At 60.4% G+C, this 24,882-nt stretch carries 21 protein-coding genes and 2 pseudogenes; 16 read left to right on the top strand and 7 right to left on the bottom strand.

Features of this window, described 5'->3' with window-relative positions:
* Positions 1–88: 88 nt before the first annotated feature.
* The 3 genes from BUE39_RS10065 to shiA all read right to left on the bottom strand — a co-directional run bounded on the left by BUE39_RS10065 (position 89) and on the right by shiA (position 3,302).
* Entirely contained in the window at positions 89–217 is a 129-nt protein-coding gene (locus BUE39_RS10065; RefSeq protein ID WP_073428513.1) for an MFS transporter small subunit, read from the bottom strand.
* A gap of 10 nt (positions 218–227) precedes the next feature.
* Complete coding sequence (locus tag BUE39_RS10060; RefSeq protein ID WP_073428512.1) at positions 228–1,631, bottom strand: L-lactate MFS transporter; 1,404 nt, start codon at positions 1,629–1,631, stop codon at positions 228–230.
* Between the two features lie 351 nt (positions 1,632–1,982).
* Positions 1,983–3,302, bottom strand: a complete 1,320-nt coding sequence (gene shiA, locus BUE39_RS10055; RefSeq protein ID WP_073428511.1) for a shikimate transporter — start codon at positions 3,300–3,302, stop codon at positions 1,983–1,985.
* A 367-nt stretch (positions 3,303–3,669) separates the two neighbouring features.
* On the opposite strand from shiA, the gene BUE39_RS36005 reads away from it, so the two are divergent.
* The 4 genes from BUE39_RS36005 to BUE39_RS10035 all read left to right on the top strand — a co-directional run bounded on the left by BUE39_RS36005 (position 3,670) and on the right by BUE39_RS10035 (position 7,264).
* Positions 3,670–3,891: a hypothetical protein gene (locus BUE39_RS36005; RefSeq protein WP_073428510.1), complete on the top strand. Its 222-nt coding sequence runs from the start codon at positions 3,670–3,672 to the stop codon at positions 3,889–3,891.
* Positions 3,869–4,588, top strand: coding sequence for a GntR family transcriptional regulator (locus BUE39_RS10045; RefSeq protein ID WP_073428509.1), 720 nt, complete (start codon positions 3,869–3,871; stop codon positions 4,586–4,588). Before BUE39_RS36005 ends, BUE39_RS10045 begins: the two co-directional genes overlap by 23 nt.
* A gap of 347 nt (positions 4,589–4,935) precedes the next feature.
* Complete coding sequence (frc, locus tag BUE39_RS10040) at positions 4,936–6,183, top strand: formyl-CoA transferase (protein ID WP_073428508.1); 1,248 nt, start codon at positions 4,936–4,938, stop codon at positions 6,181–6,183.
* A gap of 151 nt (positions 6,184–6,334) precedes the next feature.
* The gene (locus tag BUE39_RS10035) at positions 6,335–7,264 is read left to right on the top strand and encodes an NAD(P)(+) transhydrogenase (Re/Si-specific) subunit beta (RefSeq protein ID WP_073428507.1); all 930 of its coding nucleotides are present in this window, start codon (positions 6,335–6,337) and stop codon (positions 7,262–7,264) included.
* A gap of 62 nt (positions 7,265–7,326) precedes the next feature.
* Here the strand turns inward: BUE39_RS10035 and BUE39_RS10030 are convergent, their stop codons facing one another.
* Together BUE39_RS10030 and BUE39_RS10025 are read right to left on the bottom strand one after the other, a co-directional pair.
* Positions 7,327–7,632 (bottom strand): HAD family hydrolase, encoded by a 306-nt coding sequence (locus BUE39_RS10030; protein WP_073428506.1) that lies wholly within the window; start codon positions 7,630–7,632, stop codon positions 7,327–7,329.
* 96 nt (positions 7,633–7,728) lie between these two features.
* Positions 7,729–8,676 carry a LysR family transcriptional regulator gene (locus tag BUE39_RS10025; protein ID WP_073428505.1) on the bottom strand — a complete coding sequence of 316 codons (948 nt, stop codon included), beginning with the start codon at positions 8,674–8,676 and terminating at the stop codon, positions 7,729–7,731.
* A gap of 331 nt (positions 8,677–9,007) precedes the next feature.
* Between BUE39_RS10025 and BUE39_RS35400 the strand changes: the two are divergent.
* Together BUE39_RS35400 and BUE39_RS10020 are read left to right on the top strand one after the other, a co-directional pair.
* Positions 9,008–9,154, top strand: a pseudogene (locus BUE39_RS35400) (oxalate/formate MFS antiporter); the annotation flags it as partial.
* A 72-nt stretch (positions 9,155–9,226) separates the two neighbouring features.
* Entirely contained in the window at positions 9,227–10,213 is a 987-nt protein-coding gene (locus BUE39_RS10020) for a LysR family transcriptional regulator (protein WP_073428504.1), read from the top strand.
* Between the two features lie 196 nt (positions 10,214–10,409).
* On the opposite strand, the gene BUE39_RS10015 is transcribed toward BUE39_RS10020, so the two are convergent.
* A complete protein-coding gene (locus tag BUE39_RS10015; RefSeq protein ID WP_073428503.1) occupies positions 10,410–11,387 on the bottom strand; it encodes a 2-dehydropantoate 2-reductase in 978 nt (325 codons plus the stop codon).
* A gap of 473 nt (positions 11,388–11,860) precedes the next feature.
* On the opposite strand from BUE39_RS10015, the gene BUE39_RS10010 reads away from it, so the two are divergent.
* From BUE39_RS10010 to BUE39_RS09965, 10 genes and pseudogenes are all read left to right on the top strand, one after another.
* On the top strand, positions 11,861–13,276 hold the full coding sequence (locus tag BUE39_RS10010; protein WP_073428502.1) for an undecaprenyl-phosphate glucose phosphotransferase: 1,416 nt from the start codon (positions 11,861–11,863) through the stop codon (positions 13,274–13,276).
* 181 nt (positions 13,277–13,457) lie between these two features.
* Entirely contained in the window at positions 13,458–14,603 is a 1,146-nt protein-coding gene (locus BUE39_RS10005) for a polysaccharide biosynthesis/export family protein (RefSeq protein WP_084561388.1), read from the top strand.
* Positions 14,600–15,106, top strand: coding sequence for a low molecular weight protein-tyrosine-phosphatase (locus BUE39_RS10000; RefSeq protein WP_073428501.1), 507 nt, complete (start codon positions 14,600–14,602; stop codon positions 15,104–15,106). Before BUE39_RS10005 ends, BUE39_RS10000 begins: the two co-directional genes overlap by 4 nt.
* Before the next feature lie 31 nt (positions 15,107–15,137).
* Positions 15,138–17,424: pseudogene (locus tag BUE39_RS09995) on the top strand (polysaccharide biosynthesis tyrosine autokinase).
* 289 nt (positions 17,425–17,713) lie between these two features.
* Complete coding sequence (locus tag BUE39_RS36045) at positions 17,714–18,658, top strand: glycosyltransferase (RefSeq protein ID WP_073428500.1); 945 nt, start codon at positions 17,714–17,716, stop codon at positions 18,656–18,658.
* Positions 18,658–19,815, top strand: a complete 1,158-nt coding sequence (locus BUE39_RS09985; RefSeq protein WP_073428499.1) for a polysaccharide pyruvyl transferase family protein — start codon at positions 18,658–18,660, stop codon at positions 19,813–19,815. The genes BUE39_RS36045 and BUE39_RS09985 overlap by 1 nt, the downstream gene beginning before the upstream one ends.
* 12 nt (positions 19,816–19,827) lie before the next feature.
* The gene (locus BUE39_RS09980; protein WP_073428498.1) at positions 19,828–21,126 is read left to right on the top strand and encodes a lipopolysaccharide biosynthesis protein; all 1,299 of its coding nucleotides are present in this window, start codon (positions 19,828–19,830) and stop codon (positions 21,124–21,126) included.
* Complete coding sequence (locus BUE39_RS09975) at positions 21,116–22,258, top strand: hypothetical protein (RefSeq protein ID WP_073428497.1); 1,143 nt, start codon at positions 21,116–21,118, stop codon at positions 22,256–22,258. The genes BUE39_RS09980 and BUE39_RS09975 overlap by 11 nt, the downstream gene beginning before the upstream one ends.
* A complete protein-coding gene (locus tag BUE39_RS09970; protein ID WP_073428496.1) occupies positions 22,255–23,295 on the top strand; it encodes an acyltransferase family protein in 1,041 nt (346 codons plus the stop codon). Before BUE39_RS09975 ends, BUE39_RS09970 begins: the two co-directional genes overlap by 4 nt.
* Entirely contained in the window at positions 23,292–24,275 is a 984-nt protein-coding gene (locus tag BUE39_RS09965) for a cellulase family glycosylhydrolase (RefSeq protein WP_152035383.1), read from the top strand. Before BUE39_RS09970 ends, BUE39_RS09965 begins: the two co-directional genes overlap by 4 nt.
* A gap of 305 nt (positions 24,276–24,580) precedes the next feature.
* Here the strand turns inward: BUE39_RS09965 and BUE39_RS09960 are convergent.
* A partial coding sequence (locus tag BUE39_RS09960) for a transposase (RefSeq protein WP_143169500.1) occupies positions 24,581–24,882 on the bottom strand: 302 nt, incomplete at its 5' end.

The following is a 24,882-nucleotide window of genomic DNA, read 5'->3' as shown; positions in this document are numbered from 1 at the left end:
GACTCAGCGGCAGCAAGCCGGGCCGGCGGCGAGTCAAACTCCCGCCGGCACCCCGCGCGTTTTCACGACGCGCGGGGTGCTACCGCACTTACCTGAACAGCTTCATCGCTTGCGAAAGCGTATTGAACACGCCCCACGCCAACGGGAGCGTCACATACAGCCAGAAGACGGCGAGCTTGACCTTGTTGGTCGGATGCACGGCTTGAATCGTCGACATGCGGGTCTCCTTAGGCGCCTTTGGCGAGTTGAGCGTCGGTCATGTGATGCTTGTCGTCCACCCGCTTGACCAGCAGATTGCAGACGAAGCCGATCACCAGCAGCACGACCATGATGTGAATCGTCATCGTGTAGGCGTCCGCCTTCGCCACGCCTTGCGACACCTGGTACGCGCGGATGTAATTCACCAGCACCGGCCCGGCAACGCCCGCCGCGGCCCATGCGGTCAACAGACGGCCGTGAATGCCGCCGACGAACGCGGTGCCGAACATGTCCGCGAGATAGGCGGGCACGGTCGAGAACCCGCCGCCGTACATCGAGAGGATCACGCAGTAGGCGAGCACGAAGAGGGCGATCTGGCCTGAAGCCGCGAAGCCGGGCACGAGGTAGTACAGCACGGCGCCGAGCGCGAAGAAGATGAAGTAGGTGTTCTTGCGGCCGATCCAGTCGGAAGCGGAGGCCCACACGAAACGGCCGCCCATGTTGAACAGCGAGAGCAGACCGACGAAACCGGCTGCCGCGGCCGGCGTCACCGTGTCCTTGAAGCTCTCCTGGATCATCACCGAAGCCTGGCCGAGAATGCCGATGCCGGCCGTCACGTTCAGGAACAGCACGAGCCAGATCAGATAGAACTGCGGCGTCTTCAACGCCTGATCGATATGCACGTGGTTGTGCGAAATCATCTTCTTCTGCTGGGCTGCGGGCGGCGTCCAGCCGGCCGGCTTCCAGTCGGCGGGCGGCACGCGGATCGCGAGCGCACCGATCGACATCGAGATGAAATACGCAATGCCGAGCACGATGAACGTCTCGGCCACGCCGATGCTCGTTGCGCTGCGGAAATGGTTCATCAGGGCCACCGACAAAGGCGCGGCAATCATCGCGCCGCCGCCGAAGCCCATGATCGCCATGCCGGTCGCCATGCCGCGGCGATCCGGGAACCAGCGGATCAGCGTCGACACCGGCGATACATAGCCGAGGCCGAGTCCGATTCCGCCGATCACGCCATAGCCGAGATATAGCAGCACGATCTGATGCAGATACACCCCGAGCGCGGAAATCAGAAAGCCGCCGCCGAAGCAGCATGCCGCGGTGAACATCGTGCGGCGCGGGCCGACGTGCTCGAGCCACTTGCCGGCAAAGGCCGCCGACAAGCCCAGGAACACGATCGCCAGCGAAAAGATCCAGCCGAGGGAAGTGAGCGACCAGTCGTCAGCGGCGGATTGCGTGATGCCGATAACCTTGGTCAGCGGGCCGTTGAATACGGAGAACGCGTACGCCTGGCCGATACAGAGGTGGACGGCGAGGGCCGCGGGCGGAACCATCCAGCGTGAAAAGCCCGGCTTGGCAACGGTGGCTTCTTTGGAAAAGAAGGATGCGGAGCCTGAATTCCCGCTCGGCTCGGTGATGCTGCTCATTGGTCGGTCTCCGGTGTGACAAATGCTTTGTTATCGGCGTTTAGCGCAAATGCTTTAGGGGCCATGCCTAAAAACCGGCAGGTTTGCGCGCCGCTGATATATGTTTTTTTGTTTCATATCGCGGGCGCGGACTCGGGCTGAGACCTGCAGGGTCGAACGATAGGGCGCGCGGTTGGCCTTGGCAATATGAGATGGAAATGCATAAGGTATTGACCTGACGAAACGTCGCCGGACGGATCGAATTGGGGCGAAGCGGTAAGAAAAAGAAACGCCGCGCCCAAACAAAACGGGCCGGCCGTGGCAGCTTCGCCACGGCCGGCCCGTCGTCGTCAACGAGGGTTTGCCGGAGAATCAGGCGATCGTGCGCCCGGTTTTCATCTTTGCCGCCACGAGCACGGAGATCAGGCAGCCGATCGCCAGATAAGCGGCGACCGGGTGCCACGAGCCGCCGGCAAGACTGACCAGCGCCACCGCGATAAACGGCGTGAAACCGCCGCCGACCACGCTCGCCACCTGATAGCCCACCCCCGCGCCGCTATAGCGATACTCGGTGCCGAACAGTTCGGTGAACATCGGCTGCTGAACGCTCACGACCATGTCGTGCGCGATATTGGCGAGCATTACCGCGAAGACCACGATCCATACGGTGGAGCGTGCTTCGAGCGCGAGAAAGAAGGGCACCGCGCTGAACATGCCGACCAGCGCGCCGACGATGTACACGCGGCGGCGGCCGAAGCGGTCCGCGAGCCAGGCAAAGCACGGAATCGTCACGCAACTCACGCCGCCCACCAGCAAGCCGATCGTGAGAAAGAACTCGCGCGGCATGTGCAGATTGGCCGTCGAGTAGTTCAGCGCGAACGCCGTCACGATGTACATGGTGAACAGTTCGGCGAGCCGCAGCGCGATGATCAGCAGGAACGCCTTCGGATGCCGCAGCAGTGCTTCCACGATCGGCAGGCGCACGCTGCGCTCGCCATGCTCTCCGACTTTTTCGACGAATTCCGTCGACTCCTCCATGCTCGAGCGGATCCACAGCGCGATCAGCACCAGCACCACGCTGAACAGGAAGGGCAGACGCCAGCCCCAGCTCAGGAACGACGCGTTGTCCATCGAACGGCTAATCAGCGTGACGAGCCCCGTCGACAATACCAGGCCCACGCCGTAGCCGACCTGCACGCCGCTGCTGTAGAACGCTTTTTTCTTCTCCGGCGCGCTTTCGACCGCCATCAAAGCCGCGCCGCCCCATTCACCGCCGACCGCGAAGCCCTGGATCGCGCGCAACGTCACGAGCAGCACCGGCGCCCACCAGCCGATGGTGGCAAAGGCCGGCAGCAGACCGATCGCGGCGGTCGAGAGGCCCATCATCATCACCGTGAGGACCAGCATGCGCTTGCGTCCGAGGCGGTCGCCGTAATGTCCGAACACGAAGCCGCCAAGCGGCCTGAACAGAAAGCCGACGCCGAAGGTGGCGAACGCCGCGAGCGTGCCCATCGCCGGGCTGACCTTCGGGAAAAACTCCGAGTTGAAGACGAGCGCGGCGACGATGCCGTACAGCAGAAAGTCATACCAGTCGACTACCGCGCCGACGAAGCTGCCGAGCGCCGCCTTGCGTGCCTGGCTGCGCGTCTTGCGGTTGTCGGCCATTGCGGATGGCTGGATGGTGGTGCTCATGACGGTGTCTCCTTTTAACCTTTGGCTGCTGGGTGGCTCGGGTGGTAGGTCCCGGCGCACTGGCCGTCGCCGGCCCCTTGCAGGATTTCCGGAAGGTTAGTGAGACGAGACGGATCGCACAATCGGCATTCGGGCGAAACTGCGCGATAATCGGACGCGAGTGCGCGAATAGCGCGCGTTTTGCGCGTTTACACCGACCGCTACCGCATTTCCGCGACGGGGGAAGCATCCGGAGCGCGCCCGTGCTACCTTGGTGACGTCGTCTGAAAAACAACAACTACTGATATACTGAATACAGAATATTGACTTATGCGGCGTTGCAGCATATGATTGAGTCATTCCTTCACTCAATCATTCGGAGTTACAAATGGAACTTGTTCCTCTCGCCCTGCTCGCCGCTGCCTTCGTAGGCTTAGGGTCTGCCGCCACTGTCCTGTTGACTCGCTGGATTCCCCAGCCGGTCGCGCAACTCGCAGCGCAACATGGCCGATTCGTAGGTTTGGGCGAACAGCGCGTCGGGGTAGCGGCAGCACGATATCGTTCACATGTTCAACATGAGGCGATGAATGTCGTCAGAACTTCAAACTGAAGCAGTGTCAACACCATTAACGTTGTCATTACAGCCGATCGGCGCAAGCGCGAGCTTGCGCGATCAGGCGTATGCGATGCTCCGCCAGGCGATTGCCGACGCGGACATCTACCAGTCCCGCGAGGAAATTCGTCTCGACGAGCGCGTGCTGAGCGAATCGCTCGGCGTGAGCCGCACGCCGGTGCGCGAGGCGATGACGCTACTGGAGCAGGAAGGTTTTCTGCGCATGGTGCCGCGGCGCGGCATTTATATCGTGCGCAAGAGCAAGCGCGAAATCGTCGAAATGATCCAGATGTGGGCCGCGCTCGAAAGCATGGCCGCGCGCCTTGCGACGCTGCACGCCACGGACGAGGAAATCGCCCGGCTGCGCCACATGTTCGACCATTTCCGCGACGCCACGCCGGCTGAACACATCGCCGAATACTCGGATGCGAATATCGCGTTTCACCAGGCGATCGTCGAATTGTCGAAGTCGCGGATCATTCTCGACACGATCAAGAACATCTTCATCCACGTGCGCGCGATCCGGCGCATGACCATTTCACAGAGCGACCGCGCGTCGCGCTCGATCGTCGACCATCTGCGCATTATCGAGGCGCTTGAACAGCGTGATACCGAACTGGCCGAGCGGCTCACGCGTCAGCATTCGCTGGATCTCGCTGCGTTTGTCGAAGCGAATTGCGACTTTCTGGATTGATGCGCTCGAGCGCTCCAATGGCTTAGCGAATAAAAAGTCCGCGGTGATCAAAACACCGCGGACTTTTTCGTTTGGCTGCGGCCTTCATCCGCGGCTCATCACCCTTCGCCGCCCACACGCCTGCCTCAGTGCCGCCCGGCTAAGCCAGCCCGGTTGTCGCCACCGTGCCCTAGGCCCATGATTCCCGCCTTCATCCGTTGCATTCCCTACCTTCTAGCATGACTGTCCCGCCGAGGCGTTCGGTATAAAACCTCGGTTGACGCAAACTCGAATTTGGTATGTGATATATCAAATATCGCGAGCGCATTCGTGACCAGGCGAGAACAGGACGGTACTCAGGAGACAACATGGGCAAAGCACTCGACGGCGTGCGCATTCTCGATTTCACGCACGTGCAATCGGGACCGACCTGCACGCAGTTGCTCGCATGGTTCGGCGCGGACGTGATCAAGGTGGAGAGGGCCGGCGTCGGCGATATCACGCGCGAACAGCTGCGAGACATTCCCGACGCGGACAGCTTGTACTTCACGATGCTCAATCACAACAAGCGCTCGGTCACCGTCGATACGAAGAACCCGGAAGGCAAGCAGGTTCTCGAGGCGCTGATTCAGACATGCGACGTCCTGGTGGAGAACTTCGCTCCGGGCGCGCTCGACCGGATGGGCTTCACGTGGGAGCGAATTCAGGAGCTGAATCCGCGCATGATCGTCGCTTCGGTGAAGGGCTTCGGCCCCGGGCCCTATGAGCATTGCAAGGTCTATGAGAACGTCGCGCAATGCGCGGGCGGTGCGGCTTCAACCACCGGCTTCGACGACGGCCCGCCGGTCGTAAGCGGCGCGCAGATCGGCGACAGCGGCACGGGTTTGCATCTGGCGCTGGGCATTGTCACCGCGCTCTATCAGCGCACGCACACCGGGCGCGGCCAAAAGGTGCTTGCAGCGATGCAGGACAGCGTGCTCAACCTGTGCCGCGTGAAGCTGCGCGACCAGCAGCGGCTCGAGCGCACCGGGGTCATGAAGGAGTATCCGCAATATCCGAACAGTACGTTCGGTGAAGCGGTGCCGCGTGCGGGCAACGCATCGGGCGGCGGCCAGCCGGGCTGGATTCTCAAATGCAAGGGATGGGAGACCGACCCGAACGCATACATCTATTTCATCACGCAGGCGCCGGTGTGGGTGAAGATCTGCAACGTGATCGGCAAGGAGGAGTGGGCCACCGATCCCGACTATGCGACGCCCGCCGCACGCCTGCCGCGTCTGAAGGAAATCTTCGCCGAGATCGAGCGCTGGACCATGACGAAGACCAAGTTCGAGGCGATGGAAATCCTCAACCGGTACGACATTCCGTGCGGGCCGATTCTGTCGATGAAGGAAATCGCCGAGGAGCCCTCGTTGCGCGAAACGGGCACGATCGTCGAAGTGGATCATCCGACGCGCGGCAAGTATTTGACGGTTGGCAATCCCATCAAACTGTCCGATAGCCCGACCGAAGTGCAGCGCTCGCCGCTGCTTGGCGAACACACCGACGAGGTCATGACCGAGCTCGGCTATTCGCGCGAGCAGATCAGCGCGTTACGTGCGGTCGGGGCGATCTAGGCCTACCGAGGTCTGGGTGCGTGCCGCCCCGGCTCGCGGGGCGGAGCTAGTGGGAAGCGTTCGATTAGCGACGACAAGCATCGCCTGACGGGCGGACCCGCTTCTGGTCCCTCTGCCTGACGCGATGAAAGCGCAACACGGAGGAGCACACATGCCGCAACCTTCCGACAGTGCCGAATGGCTCGACATGTCGTGTTTGCTTGCCGCTGTGCTCGGCATTCTGCTGGGTGTTGCGCTTGCCGCGCTCGGACAACTGCCGCTTGCGTGGCGATCGCGACGTCAGCCTGCGTGGCGCGCTGGCGCATTGGCCGCGGTACAGGTGGCGCTTTTCGCGGCGGGCACTGGCGGTGGCTGTAGTGTGGTCGCTGCCGCCGTAGTGGGCGCCGCGTTCGGCGCATGGCGCGTGCGCAAACGCGATCTGACACGGCGGCCGCTGCTCGTCGCGTTGGCCGGCATCGCCACGGGACTCGCTGTCATGACGGGCGGATTCGCGCGCTATCTGTTCTCCGCCGCGCAGGCGAATGCCGAGCGTATCGAACGTATCGAACTTTATGCCGCGGTATTCATGGGTGCGTTGATCTTCGCCGCGTCGGCGATCGCATTCTGCAAACTGCTCGGTGTGTTGCAGGCGAGCGCGGCGGCGCGTCCGGGTCACCGCATCGTCAATCTGTTTGCGCTGTTGCTATGCGGATGGCTCGGCTATGGCTTCGTCACCGAGCAGGCGCAGCCGTTCGGTTTCGCCGCGCTGCTCGCGATGAGCGCGCTGGCTTGTGCGATGGGCGTGCATCTGATGACGAGCCGCGAATACTCAAACGACCACGCGAGTAATCACGGCTCGCATGCACATGCGTTCGCTGCCCGTCGCGATGGGCTCATCGCGGGACAGTCAGGGCTGCTGGCGCGCATCGAATGGCGCGGTGGCGAAGAGCAGGCCTGGGCGTGGCGAGAGATCGCGCCGGGCAGGGTGCGTGCGGCATCCAGGCACCGTCGCGGTTGGCATGACAGCAGGAATCTGGATGGGCAAAAGCGTCGCTGTGTTCGCGATTCGGGCAGTCATTCCGCGATGCGCCGTCAAATATGAAGGCGCGTTTTTTTTGCGGCAATGGCGGCGCGCCTGGCGAGATTGCGATCCCGCCAAAGCCCTCAGTCGCCCGCCGATGCGAACTCGCTGTAGTAATGGGCCTTCCTTTGCAGGATCAGTTGCGCAAGAAAGTCGGCATCGTACGCGCGATGGAGATGGGCGTGAAAGCGCTCGATATAGGCGGTGATACGCGCCGCTTCACCGTTGAATTCCTTGAGCACCTCGAGCATCGCATGGTCCCAGCGAAAACGCAGACCGAGATCGCTGAAGGCGGCGTTGTAGGCGCTCAGATGCGCGTCGTCGGAACTGCCGGCGGCAGTACGGCCAGTGCGCGTGCTGGCGAAAGACTCAACCGAAGCGTAGGTCATGATCGGCCTCCTGGGCTGACGAGTAATCAAACCAGCTCGCAGCATAAAAGCGCCGACGAATTTCCAATAGTTAAAGTTTTATTGGGTACCCATAGCCTAGCGTTTATATACGCTCAGTTCCCGCACTCGCGTGATCTTTTCGATCAGGTTCGCGCCTTCTTCCATCAGAAAACGTTTGAAGGCGACCGCGACCGGCGGCAGGCGTTTGTTCTTCCGATGCACGACGTACCAGTTCAACATCAGAGGAAAGCTCTCGACGTCGAGCACGACGAGGTGGCCCAATTGCAATTCGAGGCTGATCGTATGTGCGGACAGGAATGCGATTCCCATGCCGGCAATCACGGCCTGCTTGATCGTCTCGGTGCTTTTGATCTCCATGGCGATCTTGAGATTGGCGAGACGTCCGGCGAAGCCTTCTTCCATCGAATTCCAGGTATCCGAGCCGCGCTCGCGCACGATGAAGGCCTCGCTCGCCAATTGGCTCATCTTGATGTTGCGTTTGTTGGCGAGCGGATGCGTGGGCGCGGCCACGATCACATACGGGTGAGGCGCGAACGGCTCGTTGGTCGCGTCCGTTTCATGCGGAGGGCGCACCATTACCGCGAGGTCGGTTTGGTTGCTCGCGAGCTGATGCAGCAATTCGTCGCGATTGTGCACCGCGAGATTGAGCACGACGCCGGAGTAGCGGCGCGTGAATTCGGCCAGCACGCGCGGAAAGAAGTAATCGCCCGCACTGATCACCGCGACATTCAGCTTGCCGCCCGAAACGCCCTTGAGTTGCCCCATGGCTTCGTCGACTTCGTGGAACTGCTGAATGATCGCGCGGCTGTAGTGGAGCATTTCGGTGCCGGCCGGCGTCAGGTAGATCTTTTTGCCGAGCTGTTCGAACAGCGGCAGCCCCGCGTGCTCCTCGAGTTGGCGCACTTGCGTGGAGACGGCGGGCTGTGTGAGATGCAATTCCTCCGCCGCACGCGAGAAGCTCAGATGGCGCGCCACCGTTTCGAAAACCTTCAATTGCCGCAGCGTGGCATTGCGCATCGTCATGACCGATGTATAAGCAAATGTGAATCAACATAATAACAAACTTTAATTATTAGTAATTCAGCAATCACCCTAGCATGGCTCTCACATCGAAGTGGAATGGCCCGCTGCTGTACTCGGGTTAACGCTTGGAGTTGGTGGCTAGGCGCACGAAGCGGCGAAGGTTTGTGTTGCAGCGCGGATGTTAATCGATCGGGATAAGTAAGCTTACAACCACGACGATTAAGCGCCGAAGTTCTTCCCCGAAAAACAAGCTTTCGGGTCGTAACGATAAGGTGGACAGGACACGGCACGCTGGGCCGGCTGAACCAGATAAATAGCGGAGACAAGGCACATGGACAACATCACTCGCCGGAAGACGGCCAGGGCGTTTTGAGCGAACCGTTGGTGGCAGCTCGTCATCGGCATGGTGTGCATGGCATTGGTGGCGAATCCGCGATACGCATGGACGCTGTTCGTCACACCGATGAATGCACGACATCAGATCCTCGCGGCTTAGCCACTGGCCCGAGCAAACGGGGAATAGCATGAAGCGCCGCGCCGCAGGTAAGTCATGAACGTCTCGCTGCAGCAGCTCAAGGTATTCGTCGCCGTCGCCCGTGAGCGCAGTTTCACGCGCGCCGCGCGTCAATTCGATCTGACGCAATCGGCGGTGAGCCGCTGTGTACGCGAGCTCGAGGACTCGCTCGAACTGAAACTATTCGACCGCACTACGCGTCAGGTGGCACTGACGAATGCGGGCGCCAGTCTCGAGCGAAGAATCGGCCGCCTGCTCGACGAAATCGAGCTGACATTGCGTGAGGAACGCGCCGCTTACGATGGCCATACCGGCGTCGTGGCGCTGGCCAGCAATCCGGTGTTGTCGTCGAGTTGGGTCGCGCAGGGACTCGCGCGTTGCACGGCGGCTTTTCCCGAACTGATCGTATCCGTGGAGGACCAGCCGCAAAGCGGCGTGCTCGCGAGTGTCGAGCAAGGCGAGGCGGATTTCGGCGTCGTCTCCACGGCTGAACCTCTCGCGGGTGATTTGTTGCACGCGCAAGTGGTCTTCACGACGCCGCTGCATGCGGTCATGCCGCCCACGCATCCGCTGGCGTGCGAGACGAGCGTTGCGTGGAGCACGTTGCAGGAATGGGCGCTCGTCACGTTGAATGCGGATGCGGGCGTGCGCGCGGCGGTTGAACTCGCTTTCAGCGCGAATGGACTGAAACGGCGCACGGTGCAGGAATTCGGGCACGTCGCGGCGGTATTGCGCATGGTCGAACTCGGGCTTGGCGTCGGCGTGTTACCCGTCGACGCGCATTGGCCGCCGTTGGCCGCATCGCTAGTAAGCCGGCCGCTCTTGCCCGAGATGAATCTCGCGACGCTGCTCGTGCATCGTCGCAACCGCTCGCTCAGACCGAACGCCGCGGCGGCCTGGGCGCAGTTCGCGGCGCTGGCCGCGACGCCTTTGGCGGCCGTTGAGGCCGCGCCCTCCGCTTCTTCTCACGGATTCGTGTGGCCGGAGGTGGCGCGAAGCGGTGCCGTACTGCACGAGCCTTAGGCTTGGCATCGCGAAGCGCAGACCGCAGCCAATGGCTTCGTCCCTGGCGAGATTGTCGCGATCGAAAGTTCACCCGGTTGAAGGCGGTGTAGTTGCAATCGATCAATTGACCGGAGTATCCCGGCGTCAAAAAAGGATCGAACGCATTGCGCGTCCGATCCGTTTCCTCGCCAGCTTCAAGAGTACACGGTGGCGTTCAATCGCCCTGCAATGCCATCTTCTCGCGCAGTTTGACGAGCGCCAGCACCACGTCGATGGTCGGCGTGGGTTCGCCGACGAGACGACCCATCTCCTGCACCACCGTCAGTAGCGGATCGATCTCCATGGGTCTCCGATTCTCCAGATCGACCAGCGTGGAAGTTTTATGCGCGCCGACCGCACCCGCACCGTCGATACGTTTTTCCACATCAACGCGAAAATGCACGCCGAATTGATCCGCGATGCGCTTGGCCTCGAGCATCATCGTGCGTGATACCGCGCGCGTGCCGGGGTCGCTCGTGAGGATATCGAGCGTGGCGTGAGTCAATGCGCTAATCGGATTGAAGCACAGGTTGCCCCACAACTTGAGCCAGATTTCGTCGCGGATATTGTCGCGAACCGGCGCGTCGAAACCGGCCGCCTGCATGATTTCTTGCAACTGCTGAATGCGCGGCGTGCGCTCGCCGCTCGGCTCGCCGATCGGGAATTTCTTGCCGTACACATGCTTGATCACGCCGGGTTCGACGATCTCCGCTGCGGGATACAGCACGCAGCCGATCGCGCGTTCGGGGCCGAGCTTGGTCCATTGCGCGCCGTCGGGATCGATGCTCGCGAGGCGCGTGCCGGCGAACTTGCCGCCGTGCTGATGGAAGTACCAATACGGAATGCCGTTTACGCCGGTGACGATCGCCGTGTGCTTGCCCAATAGCGGCTGCATTGCGTCAACCACGCCGGGCAGCGAGTGCGCTTTCAGCGTGATGATCACGAAGTCCTGCACGCCGAGTTCGCGTGGATCGGACGTGCAGCGTACCGGCGCGCTGAACGTCTCGCCATCCATGATCAGACGCGCGCCGTGTTCGCGCATTGCCGCGAGATGCGCGCCGCGCGCGACGAAACTCACGTCAGCGCCGGCGCGTGCCAACTGCACGCCCATCATGCCGCCAATCGCTCCCGCTCCGAAGATGCAAATCTTCATGATGCCGTCTCCTGTGACTATGTAAATCTTTTGCCCGATGCCACCTTTCACCGATGCAAGGCGGCGGGCCACTAATCGAGCATACGGGCGCCGCGCAATCACAGATAGTTAAAGTTTCTCGATCGATGCATTAGCAATTGATTATGAAAGGAGCGCGGCGCGAACTGCTCTCAAGAGATGCGGAATTCATCGGACGCGGATTGGAAAGCGATCCATTGGACCGGCTAAAGCGGCGGCCATTTGGGAAATTTCGCACTCTACGGCGATGCCAGCCAGAGCAGAATGCGCCTTCTTTAAGAATTGACCCATTGAGGCGGAACCGTGAACAAACACGCTGCAAGTGATGCCGCGAATAAGAACGTTGATTTGGCGCGTTTGGCTGAATTGCCGTCTCTCGTACCGGTGCGAGGTTTGCCGCGTGTCGAAACCGGTTCTCGGCGTTGCTGCCTGGCTGGATGCTAGAGCCAAGCACGATGCCGATCGTGATTCGTCAAGCCGGTACGCGTAACTTCGTCGATAAAGAGGGCGTGCTGGCGCGCCTGCTCGATGTGATGCTGATCCCGCTGGGCGCGGCTCTGGCGTCGCATTTCTTCATGCCGGACTCGGGGCACTTGATTGTCGAGGGTGCGTTTGTCGCATTCGATATGGCGCTCGGCATTCTGCTCTTGCCGTTGTTCGGTGTTTACGACTCATGGCGCGGCCGCTCCAAATGGCATCTGAGTCTGAACATTGTGTTCGGCTGGATCATCGTGCAGGTCTGCGGCCTTGCCTTGATGTTTCTGCTTCATCGCACAGCATCGATCTCGCGAATCTGGTGCGTGAGTTGGACCGTGATGACGGCAACGGGTCTGGTGGCGTCGCGGCTGCTCGTGCATGCAGTGCTTCAGCGAATGAGGCGCGCCGGGCGCAATTTGCGCACGGTCGCCGTGGTCGGCGCGGGCGCGCATCGCGACAGCGTGATCGCCAACATTGTGAAGTCGCCTGGCGCGGGTTTCCGAGCGGTCGGGGCGTTCAACACGCGACGGGGTAGCGAGCCGGACGTTCCGGGCTTGCCGTCGTTTGCGCACTTGCGTGAATTCGCGGATTGGGTGCGCCGCGAAAGGATCGAGGAAGTATGGATTGCGCTGCCGATGTCCGAAGAGCGCACCGTATTGCGGATCATCGACGAGTTCAGCGGCGACCTCGTCAATTTGCGCTTTATTCCCGACGTACGCGGCCTTGCGATGTTCGACCGGAACGTCGTGGACCTGATCGGCGCGCCCGCTATCAATTTGATGGCTTCGCCGATGACTCCCTACGCCCTGATTCAGAAAGCGATTTTCGATCGGCTGTTTGCCGCGGCGGTCCTGATTGCATTGTTACCGCTGATGTCGGCGATTGCGGTGGCCGTCAAGTCGACATCGAAAGGACCGGTTCTGTTTACCCAGCGGCGCAAGGGGGCGGACGGGCGTGTCTTTCGCATCTACAAGTTCCGTTCGATGAGCGCGCATGCGGAGCAGCCCGGGGTGGTTCGCCAGGCTACACGCGGAGATCCGCGCATCACTCGCGTCGGCGCTTTCTTGCGCCGTACGAGTCTTGACGAGTTGCCGCAATTCTTGAATGTGCTGCGTGGCGAAATGTCGGTGGTCGGACCCAGGCCGCACGCAATAGAACACGACGACCAATACCGGTCCATCGTCGACGGCTATATCCATCGTTACAGGATTAAGCCGGGCATCACCGGGTGGGCTCAAGTGAACGGATTTCGCGGAGAAACCGACCGGATAGAAAAGATGCAGGGGCGTGTGGAACACGATCTGTATTACCTGCGGAACTGGTCGTTCGGGTTGGATATGCGCATCGTTCTTGCGACGGTGGTGAAGGGGTTGGTGCATCGGAATGCGTATTGATGTCCGCGCATTTTCTCCGGCGTGCGGTGACGCGTCCGGCGATGTGTATCTCAATGAAACACGAATGACGTCTGCCCGAACTCGGGCAGCGAGGGCAAAGCTACGGCTTGCTCGCTTGAATAGGTTGAACACGATGTTAGCGGTAATTCAGTCGCGGCCGGTGTATCGGCTTGGGGCACTTATGGCGGCCGTCACGCTGCTGACCAGCGCGTGCGCGGTGGCGCCGGGTATGCGGATGGAAACCTCTCGAGTGCAGGATGCATCGAGCAATTCGAATGCCGCCGGCGCAGTCGGCGCAGACGTGATTCAGGAAAAAGCCAATGCGACGCCAGGCACGCCTGACATCGCGATCACTAAGGTTGATGCAGCGCTCATCTCGAGCCTCGCTCAAACCCGCAAGCAACAGCAACTGGAGCTTTCGCAGCTACTTTCGGAAGCGCCGCAGGCCTATGCCGTCGGGCCCGGTGATGTGCTGCAGATCGTTGTCTGGGATCACCCCGAATTCGCAGCCGCGCTCGGTACTTCGCAAACGCAGTCCTCGCCGCGACCTGGTGATCCTCTTGCCGGTTTCATTATCGATCAGAACGGCACTCTGACTTTTCCGTATGCAGGCACGTTGGATGTGGCAGGGCTGCGTACCGAGGAGATACAACGGCGCCTGACCGCGGCGCTCGCGAAGTACTTCGTCAAACCACAGGTCACTGTGCGAATGGCTTCTTGCCGTGCGCGTCAGATCTATGTCGACGGAGAGGTGCATAGCCCCGGCGCGCTGGCTGTCAATGACGTGCCCATGACGCTTTATGAAGCAATCGGTCGTGCCGGCGGCTTCAATGAACACGCTGATCAGAGTGACCTCGTGCTGGTACGCGACGGCCAATCGCATCGCCTCAACATGACGCAATTGCTGGCCCAAGGAGTGAGCCCGTCACGACTTTATCTGAAACACGGTGATTTGCTGCGTGTCGTGTCCCGAGACGAAAACGATGTGTACGTGATGGGCGAGGTGAACAAACCCGTATCAGCGATTCCGCGTCGAACCGGACGCATCACGCTCGCGGACGCATTGTCGCAGGCCGGTAGCGTCAACGCATCGACTGCCGATGCCGCGCAGATGTTCGTGGTTCGTGGTTCGTTGAGCGGGACGCCCGAAGTATTTCACCTCGATGGCCGCTCGCCGGTCGCGATGCTGCTGGCCAAGGATTTCGATCTGCAACCGAAAGACGTCGTGTATGTGGATGGCAGCGGTCTCGTTCGCTTCAATCGTGTGCTGAGTCTGTTGATGCCGTTGATTAGCACGGGGTTGACCGCGGGAGTTATTGCGAAATGATTGAACGCGTGCTGGCCGTATGCGCCGGCAATATCTGCCGCAGTCCTATGGCGGCGGCTCTCCTCTCGCGGCGCCTTAAGTCCGTAACTGTGGAGTCCGCCGGTATTACGGCGCTGATCGGCCGTGAAGCGGATCCTCATGCCATAAGCCTGATGCGCGAACACCGTCTCGATATCCGTGCGCACCGTGCCCGGCAGTTGGTGGGGTGGATGGCGGCATCCGCCGATCTTGTCCTTGTCATGAGCCATCGGCAGAGGCAGTACCTCGAGCGTCGATTCCCGTTTTTGTCTGGACGCGTATATCGACTCGGCGACTTCTCGAATCCCCCGGGGGATTCCCTGGCAGGATTCGACATTCCGGACCCATACGGCAGGGACCGGGCGACATTCGAAGAAAGTCTGAGCCTCATCGAGGCCGGCGTCGAAGGCTGGTCCCTCCGCATCGCGGGCGTATCCGGTACAGCCGTTATGCCGGTTTCGCGTACCGACAAGACTTTGCCTTGACACTCCCTCAAAACACCCACCTTTGTTCACAATGAAATCGTTGCAGTCGCCTGAGAACGAGGCGTTAAAACATGACGATGAGCTAGATCTCATCGGGGTACTGGACGTACTGGTCGAGTACCGAAGTGCCATTCTCAAGATTTGCCTCACTTGCGCCGCACTTGCGACCGCTTTCGCTTTTCTGTTTCCGCCACGCTATCAGGCGGACATCTCGGTTCAGGTTGAGGACGGCAACGGTATGGCTGCTGCCCAGAGCCTGCTGGGCGACGTGTCGTCGTTGTTCAACTACAACTCGCCGACTTCCGCCGAGCAGCAGATCATGGCCTCGCGGCTCGTCGTGACCAGCGTTGTCGACGAACTGCATAGCTATATCACGGTGCACCCGAGCCGTTTCCCGCTGATCGGCGATTTTGTGGCACGCGTCAGTGACACGGCAATGCGCCCAGGTATTTTTGGTATCGGTGGCTGGGCGTGGGGCGCGGAACACGCCGACATTATTCAGTTCGACGTCCCGACGCGCGTGGAGGGTGACCGATTCTCGCTTACCGTGCTTTCTACGGGCCGCTATAGCCTATCCGGTCGGATTCTTGAGAATCCGTTTGTTGGCCGGGTTGGCCGGGTCGAGGTGATTCAGACCAGCCATGGGCCGATGACGCTGTTCGTGAGGTCGTTCAATGCGGCACCAGGCACCAAGTTCGAACTGTCCCGGAAATCTCGCCTTGGCACAATCACGGAAATGCAGAGCCGTCTTGACGTCAAGGAGAAGATCAAATCGTCGGGCGTGCTCATTGCAACCCTGAGGGGAACTGATCCCGTCATGATTCGGGACCAGATGCAGGCGGTCGGCCGTTACTACCTGAAGCAGAACATCGAACGCAAGGTGGCCGACGCTGCGCAATCTCTAGCATTTCTGGATGCGCAAGTCCCGGTGCTCAAGAAGCAACTTGAGGATGCCGAGGTCCGCTACACGCTGTTGCGTAATAAGCGGGGTCCGTCGATTTGACGGAGGAAGCCAAAATCGCACTTCAGCAGACGGCGGATGCAAAGACGCGCATGCTCGAACTGCAACAGAAGCGCGACGAACTCTCCTCCCGGTTTACCGGTTCACATCCTGAAGTGATTGCGCTCAACGCGCAGATCGCCACACTTCGCGCCCAGGAGAGCGTATTCGCCCAGCAGATAGAGCGCTTGCCCGATGTTCAGCAGGATGCTGTGCGTCTGATGCTGGATGTAAAAGTCAATACGGATCTCTACGCGGCGCTGCTGAATAACGTTCAGCAACTGAAACTGGTCAAGGCGGGCAAGACAGGAAGCGTGCGCCTCGTCGATTCACCGGTAGTTCCTGAAAAAATCGCCTTTCTAACCGCCCGGTGACGATCGCTATCGGCACGTTGCTCGGGCTGTTACTGGGTGTTGGTTTTGCTTTTGTTCACAACTACCTGTTCGCCGGAATTGCCGAGGCGGAGGAGATCGAGAGCCACGCCGGCCTGACCGTGTATGCAACGATTCCGGAGTCGCGCTATCAACAGCAACTCAATAAGGAGCGTAACACTCACCCGTTGGACGTCCGTCTGCTGGTGCAAGCCTATCCGCACGAACCTGCGGTCGAAAGTCTTCGAAGCTTGCGAACGGCACTTCAGTTCGCGATGCTGAACGCGAAAAATAACGTGGTCCTCATTTCCGGCCCTACGCCCGACGTTGGGAAATCATTCGTGTCGGCGAATTTCGCAGCGCTGCTGGCCGCAAGTGGCAAGCGCGTATTGGTCATCGACGGGGATATTCGCAGGGGCCATCTCCATCAATACTTCGGTCGGCAGCGCGAGCGTGGCTTTACGGACGTCGTTGCACGGAAGCTTGCGCTGGATCAGGTCATTCATCGCGACGTGGTCCCGCATCTGGACTTTATTGCCACGGGCGGGCTGCCAGGTAGCGCAGCGGAGGTGCTCATCCAGGAACGCGTGGGGCAGATTCTCGATGCGAGCGCACGTAACTACGACGTAGTGCTCGTCGACTCGCCGCCGGTTCTGGCCGTAACCGACGCGATGGTATTGGCAGACCACTGCGCGACGGTGTTGCTCGTTGCACGAGCCGGCCGCACTCGCGTGGCGGAACTCTCGGAATCGGTCAAGCGATTTGCGCACTCTGGTATTTCAGTGGCTGGTGCACTTCTTAACGGCCTCGATCCAAAATCCGGAAGGCGAAGCTACGGCCGAAAAACCGGAGCCTATCGGTACGTGCAGTACCGGTACGAAGAGGCGCAGCCGGCACTAGTATCTCGCTGGCGTCAGATATTGGTGCGTCTTGGACTGGGGCGGTGATGCGAGTCAATACAGCAGTTGCCGCTGAACGATCGCAATCAGTTGTCGCCCACGGTAGTCGGACTGCCCTGCGAGATCGTCGGAACTCGCGGGAGCCCGCATTACGTGTGGCGCTCGTGGTCGAAGCGGCGGGTGGCGGCGTAGCCGTCCATATCGCTGATATGGTACGCGGCTTGCGCGCCCGCGGGGGCTTCGAGGTTCACCTGGTGATTCCCATCGGAGCTCGTTTTGACGGCGTAATTCTGCGGACGATGTTCTCGCACAGTGTGATACGGTTCATCGGCTGCCGATGGTCCGCTCGATCAGCAGTTCCGATACGATCGCCTTCGCTCATTTATTCAAATGTCTGCAAAAGATCAAGCCAGACATCGTTCACAGTCACAGCTCAAAGGCGGGTGCGCTCGCCCGTCTGTGCTTAGGCCCGTGGAAACAGGTCTACACCCCACATGCCGTTTACACGCTCAATCCGTATCTGCCGCGTGCGCAACGCCGTTTCTATGGACTGGTCGAAGGATTTCTCGGTCGCATGCGCAGCGACCGAATTATCGCTGTTTCGCTCGATGAAGCGGAACATTTGCGGCAGGTATTGCGCATACCCGCGGACAAGATCGAGACGATCTTCAACGGCGTACCAACCCCTATGCTGCTTCCAGCCGTCGAAGCCCGCGCGGTGTTGGACTTGCCGAGCAACGCGGTCGTTGTCGGATTCGTGGGGCGGCTGGATTTCCAGAAGGGTGTCGACCGGCTGGTACGGGTTGCCCAAAGCCTGCTCGACCGTGGAATCGATAACGTCATTTTCGCGGTGATGGGGCCGGGGGACTTCGTTGCCGCGTCGGGTGTGAGCGCCGACGCCATTCCGCGCAACATGCGTGTGTTGGGGCTGTTCCCGGAGGCGCGTCGCTACTTCTCCGCCTTCGACATCTTCGCACTATCCAGCCGTTATGAAGGCTTCCCTTATGTCGTCCTCGAGGCAATGGCAGCGCACGTCCCAATCGTTGCCACGCGGGTCTCCGGCGCGGCCGAACTGGTTGACGCGGAACAGATGGGATTCGTGGTTCCCAATGCAGACGACATGACGGTGTTCACGGACGCCATAGCCGCGCTCGCCCAAGATCCGATGATGCGCGAACACATGGGCCGCAATTGCGAACGGGCCGTTGAGCGTTTTTCCGCTAACGCCATGATCGACCGCACGGTGGACCTCTACAGGCGTTTGCTCAAGGAGAGCAATTGATGGCAACCCAAACGCACGTGGTTCTCCTTCACGCTTACAGCTCAAGGAATTCGGGCGATGGACTGCTCGTCGACCTCTCGGTCACTCTGCTGAACGAGGCTTTGGGCGAGGGGACGCGCGTATCGATCGTCGCGGCCGATCCCGGTTCGTTCCCCCAGTACCCCGATGTCTATCCGGCGCCAGTTCTTGCGGACAGTGGCATGACCCGTCTTGGGGCCGGCGCGGCCGGTCTTATGTTTCCCATTGACAGCAACGGCCGGATGCGCGCGTTGTTGCAGCTTCTGAAGTCGGCCGATCTCGTCGTCGGCGTGGGAGGCGGATACCTGCGCGCGCGCAACTGCATCGAGGCGCTCAAGCTCGAAGCGGGCCATCTGCTGCAGATGCGCGCGGCACGTCTCGCTGACAAACCGACCGTGTATCTGCCGCAAAGCATCGGACCGACTATGCCAGCGGAACCGCTGCGCTCGCATCTGTCGGGCATGCTCAGCGGGTTTTCATCCGTGTTCGTTCGCGACAACCGCTCATTGGCCTTTCTCGAGCGCAATGCGAACACCCTGCGGGCTCCCGATCTCGCGGTGCTCGATTTCGAACGGCGCAGCGAGCAGATCATGACGCGCGCACGGAAGGCCCGTCCTGCCGTCAGCCATGTAGCGTTCGTGCTACGGCGGGCGCCGGGTTGGAGTGCGCAGCAGCGCGGGCGCTACGAGAGCGCCACGCGAACGTTGATCCATCAGCTGGGCGAAACGTGCCGGATCAGCTTTGCCGTGCAAAGTAGGGGCCGCGGCAACGACGACCTTGCATACTACCGAAGCATCGGCATCGACGGCGAACCGACGACGCTGAAAGACTTGCTCGTGAAGGACACGCCAGACGTCGTGGTATCGGTGCGCCTGCATGGCGTTCTCGAGTCGGTGCTGAATGGCGTGCCGTCCTATCACCTCAGCTATGAGCGCAAGGGTTTCGGTGCGTATGCTGATCTCGGTTTGCACGACTGGGTGGCCAACGCGGCCGACTTCGATGCCGGGAAGGTTGCCGCGACGATCATGGCGCCGGATGCGATTCGCGCTTTCTGGGCGAACGCCTCGTCGGGTTTCGAGCGGATCCGCAGCGGACGGGACAGCATTCTCGCCGCGCTGCGCACCGCGAGAAACGCATAGCGCGGTATTGTCATGCACCTGCTCATTCGCCTGACGCTTCGCATCGCATCGCTGGCGCTGAAATTCGTGCTGACGATCGTCGTCGCACGCACGCTCGGATTCGCAGCCGTGGCCGATTATGGTCTGGCGCTCGCCGTATCGGTCGTATCGTCCAAATTACTCGGTCTGGGATTCAGCACCGAGATCAACCGGCGACTGAGCAGCGTGAACCCGGTGGGCGCGATCCGCGACGCGCGCCGTTTGCTCCTGCTCTATTGCGTCGTGTACGCGGTGATTGCCGCCATCGTCGCGTTTCTGTACGACAGCGCGGGTTTGGGTGCATTTCATCGCATCACGCCTGGCATTCTCTGGGGCGTGGTGCTCGTGGCGTTCTCCGAGCATCTGGGGCTTGAGACGACCTCGTACGTCTTTTCGCTGCATCGCCCGAGGCTGGGGTCGGCGCTGCTTTTCATCCGTACCGGCGCATGGGCGGGTGTGGCGATTGTCGGCCTGCTCGCCGGCGGGGTCCGTTCCGTCGAGATGATTTTCACATTGTGGTGCGGGACGAACGTCATCGCCGCGGTCGCGGCGTGCTGGTGCGTGTGGCGTTCAGGGCATGCAGGGCACGAGGCGGGATTGCAGCGGGAAACACCTGCCACCGACGGCGCGCGAAGCGTCCGCTCGGTGTGGATCGCCGGTTTGCCATTTTTCGTCGCGACGACCGTGCTATCCGGTCTGCAATACGGTGAGCGGTTTCTCGCGAGTGGTGTCGTGACGGCGGACAAACTCGGGCGTTATGTTTTCGCGTGGTCGATCGCAAACTCGATCCAGACGATCGCCTACGCGACGATCGTCGTGACGGCGGGACCACGGCTGGTGCGCGCGCTGAGTGCGGTCGACGGTGACTTCTGGACGGTGCTGCGAGCCTCGGCGCGATCGAGCGCCTGCATTTCGATCCTTGCCGTCGCTGGGATTCTATTCGCCAGCCAGCCGATCTTTCGGCTCGCTGGCGAACCCGCTGACGGCCCGGCACTCATGATGCTGCTCACGCTGCTCGTCTCGTTCGTTCTGAGGTCCATCGCGGACGTTTTCTGGAGTGGCGCGGTCGCGCTGCGCCTCGGGAAGCCGGTTGTCATTGCGATTTCGGTTGTGGCGGTCGTAAGTATTCCGCTCGAATGGATGCTGGTCACGCGGCTGGGCGCAATCGGCGCGGCATTGGCGCACCTGACGGCGAGTGTGGGGATCGTGGCGATACTGGTGCTGATCGTCATGCGTGCCCGCGAGACTCCCGTCGTCGTGGACAGCAATAAGGAAGCGTTTTATGTTTCGTAAGGCACTTAACGCCGGTCCGCGGCTCAGCGTGGGTGTCATCCGGCTCATCGCCAGTCTATCCATCCTGCTGTATCTGATGATGTACGCGAAGGCGGGCGTGTTTTTGCCCGAGTTCGTGTTCCGCGATTCGGAGAAGATCCAGTCGCAGATCGGTGGCTCGAACACGTATCAAGATACGTCTTTCGACGCAGTTGCGAAGTTTTATGCTTCGCTCGGTGATCTCGGTACCAATGTCTTTGTGGTGAGTATCGGTGCGCTATTTATCTGGCTGATGGTTGGAAGCTCGAAGCGCCTCGGCGGCCTGCTGATGAATATGGTGCTGATCGCGCCATGCGTGTTCTTCAATCTGTTCGTGGCCAGCAAGGACACGCTCGTCGTCCTGATATCGGTGGTGCTGGTTCTGATCGCCCGAAGGTGGAGTGTGGTGCATGTCGCGCTCGCCGCAGCGGTGCTTTATCTCGGATACGCGTTAACGGTTCGTATCTATTTCGTGATGATTCTCGCGGTTGCCGCGGGCGCATGGATATTCCGCTCAGCATCGCTGCGACTAAAGACGTTTCTGGTTCTCGCGGGCGTGGCGGGGCTGTACCTGCTGCCGGATGCCACCTACTACGTACTGTTGCATCCGCGCGATATGGCAGTCGACTATCTGGTCGCGGGCTCGCCCTACGGCGCGCGCACCGGCTTCTACAACCTGCTGGAGCCGACCTCGTTCGCAGCATTCTGCGCAGACTATTTCTACGCGATCCTCAGACTGAACGTTCCCGTGCTGTTTTCCCCTGAGCCCAAGGAGTTCGTGATGCTGATCTTCGTATGGATCGCAATCGGCGCCGTGTTCGGCCGCAAGAGCGGCCTCGCGGCGGGCATCGACACACGCGCGATGGATGTGCTCGCCAGCCTTGTCATCGGGCACATGGCCGTATCGATGCTGTTCGAGCCGGATCTGGGTAGCTACACACGGCACCTTTCCAGCGTCGCGCTCTTTTGTGCATGGCGGCTCAGCGCTCTGGCTGTCCGCTCGCGGGCCCCGAATGGCCAAACGCCGGCGGGTTATCCGCCGGTCGATTCTCAACCACAGTCATCGGCAGCTCAACAGCGATATGGCTCAACCGAAGAGGCGTTTAACCCATGAGCACGATAATTGACCGGCCGCGAGTTTATGACAACGTGCAGGGCGCACGCGCGCTCGCCGCGCTTGTAGTCGTCGCCTATCACCTCGGTGTATTGCCGTTCGGACAATGCGGCGTCGACATATTCTTCGTAATCAGTGGCTTCATCATGTCGCTCGTCGCGCCGGGCGAGGGGCGCGACTTTCTGCGCAAGCGCCTCATCCGCATTCTGCCGCTCTATTGGCTGTCGACTATCGGCGTATACATCATTGCAACGATCAGGCCGCACTGGTTGAACACGACGACTGCAGACGCCATATACCTAGTGAAGTCGCTCCTATTCATCCCTTACGTAAAGGACAACGGTCATTGGGGACCGCTCAACCTCAATGGGTGGACGCTCGAATACGAGCTGCTTTTCTATCTTGTCATCGCAGTCGCGATCAGCGTGGTACGTCCGCGCTTCGCTACGGCGGTTGCAGCTGCCGCGCTTGCTTTATATAGCTTGCTCAATGCGCTGGTCAAACCATCGAATCTCATCGTCGACTACCTCGGGCAACCATTTCTGCTGGAATTCTGCCTAGGGGTCCTCGCGTACTGGACCGTGCAATTGGCGAGAGTCGAGCGTATTTCGCGGTGGTTCTGGCTGGTCAGCGCTGTAGCGAGCCTTGCAGCGATGCCTGCGTATTTCATGTTGTATGGCGCACCAAGCGGATTTATGCGCACGGCGGTGTATGGCGTGCCGGCGTTCGCGTTCATCACGTCCCTGATCGCAATGGAAACGGGAGGCTGGAGCACGCGGAGCAGGCTTGTTGCTCGCCTTGGGGCTGCCAGCTACGCGATCTATCTGTTGCATCCCTATGTCGTCGGCTTTCTGCGAAAGGTGTTGACGATGCAGACGAATCTGAACTCGTGGAACGGCGCGGCGACGGTCTTCATCGTGATCGCTGTGGTGTGCGCGGCCAGTGACGTGTGTCACCGTCGGATTGAGAAACCCGTGCTTGCGTGGCTGAATCGCTGGTTTGGACGACGGGAACCTCTTGGAGTGACTATCAGGTGATTTCATTTCAACGTTTATCGAAAGTAGGCGTGATCGCGTTTTGCATGTGCAGCGCCGCCATGCAAGTGCAGGCGAAGAAGCAAGACTGGATTTCAGATCACGAAGGCGCCTCCAAGGTTGGCGTTCAGGTAAAGATCGAGCGGTTTACGCCGACCACGGCGAAACAGATCAAAGCCACCGGATTTAGCTTCGTTCGCTTTGGGGTGTGGACGAATTCAATGCAGACAGCGGAATACCAAAAGAAGGTGACTGACGCGTTTAACGCTGCTCAAGCGGCAGATTTACCCGTCCTTCTGACGGTGCGTTCGACGATCCCGCTCGCGAGGTCTTCGAACGATGAGGCGGCGCGCAATGCGCAACTGCGCGACTCAGCGAAGCAACTGATCAACGTAGTGGGCAGCCTGGCTGGCGCAAATGGTAGCGATCTGCTCGCCGTTGAACTCTGGAACGAACCGGAGTTGCCCACGTTCTGGCCAACTGGCGATGTCGATTCCACATTTCCAGTTTATATGCAGGCGGTGTGCAGCGGGTTGAGGGCCGTTCTCGGCACGACTCCTGTCATCGGATTCGGTTTTGCGACGGTTCCTGCCTCCGGGTCCCACTCCGATAAGCTATTGCAAAGCATTCAATCGCCGTCGAGCCATTGCATCGACGCGGTTTCATATCACGCGTACGGCATGAGCGAATCGCAGATTCGAGAAGCATCCGTGTACGTGCGTTCCCGATATGGACTACCGGCGGTTATCACAGAGTGGGGCGTTTCCTCCGGGCGCAATGGGGGTATCGCCGGTCAGGCGGCAGACATCAAGTCGTTTCTCCTAAAGCGCAATTCGATGAGGACGCCGCTGATTTCAATCTACGAATGGCAGGATACAGCGCATGGCAAAAATGCACGCGAGCGCAATTTTGGCTTGGTGGATGCGTCCGATACCCAAAAACCGGCGCTACGCGCGGCGTTGACTGTCTTTGGCAAGCAATGACGGAGGCTTAACGCGGCGGCTGCGATTTTCTGATGCTTCCGGCCAGCTTGCATGCGAGCGCGGTCAATAACATGACGCAGACCAGCGTCTCGCCAAGAGCGAAGGCGAGTGCCGTAGCGATGTAACGTTTAATCCGGTTCATTCGTTCGGAGCGTTGTTTGGCAAGGACTTTATTATCCCGCGTAACGGTGATTTAAGACAAACCTGCGCCCCTTCAACGCCTCACCCCCGCCGAACCAACAAAAAACTCACCCCAACCCCCGCCAGAAACGCTCCGCAGCAACGATTAAGAAGCTGTTGCGAAATTAGTTAAACCAAGGCTTGAGGCGCGTCCAGCAAATCAAGGCGCAAGCTAACGAGAGGAAAGCCTCGTGGATATGGGCGTAGCGTTCATAGCGAATCTTCAGGCGTCGAAACGAGTGAAGCCAGGCAATCGAGCGCTCGACTTGCCAACGCGTTTTGCCGAGTCCGCTGCCATGGGGCGAGCCAATTTTTGCGAGCACGGGCGTGATGCCACGTTCGCGCAAGCGCTGCCGATGTGGCTCGGAACTGTAGCCCCGGTCGCCCTGAACGATTTGCGGCTTGTGCAGGGGACGTCCCCGTTTGC

This window comes from Paraburkholderia terricola, assembly GCF_900142195.1.
Taxonomy (GTDB): domain Bacteria; phylum Pseudomonadota; class Gammaproteobacteria; order Burkholderiales; family Burkholderiaceae; genus Paraburkholderia; species Paraburkholderia terricola.
The sequence above is the reverse complement of the archived record's forward strand: the minus strand, read 5'-3'. Positions and strand labels throughout refer to the sequence as shown.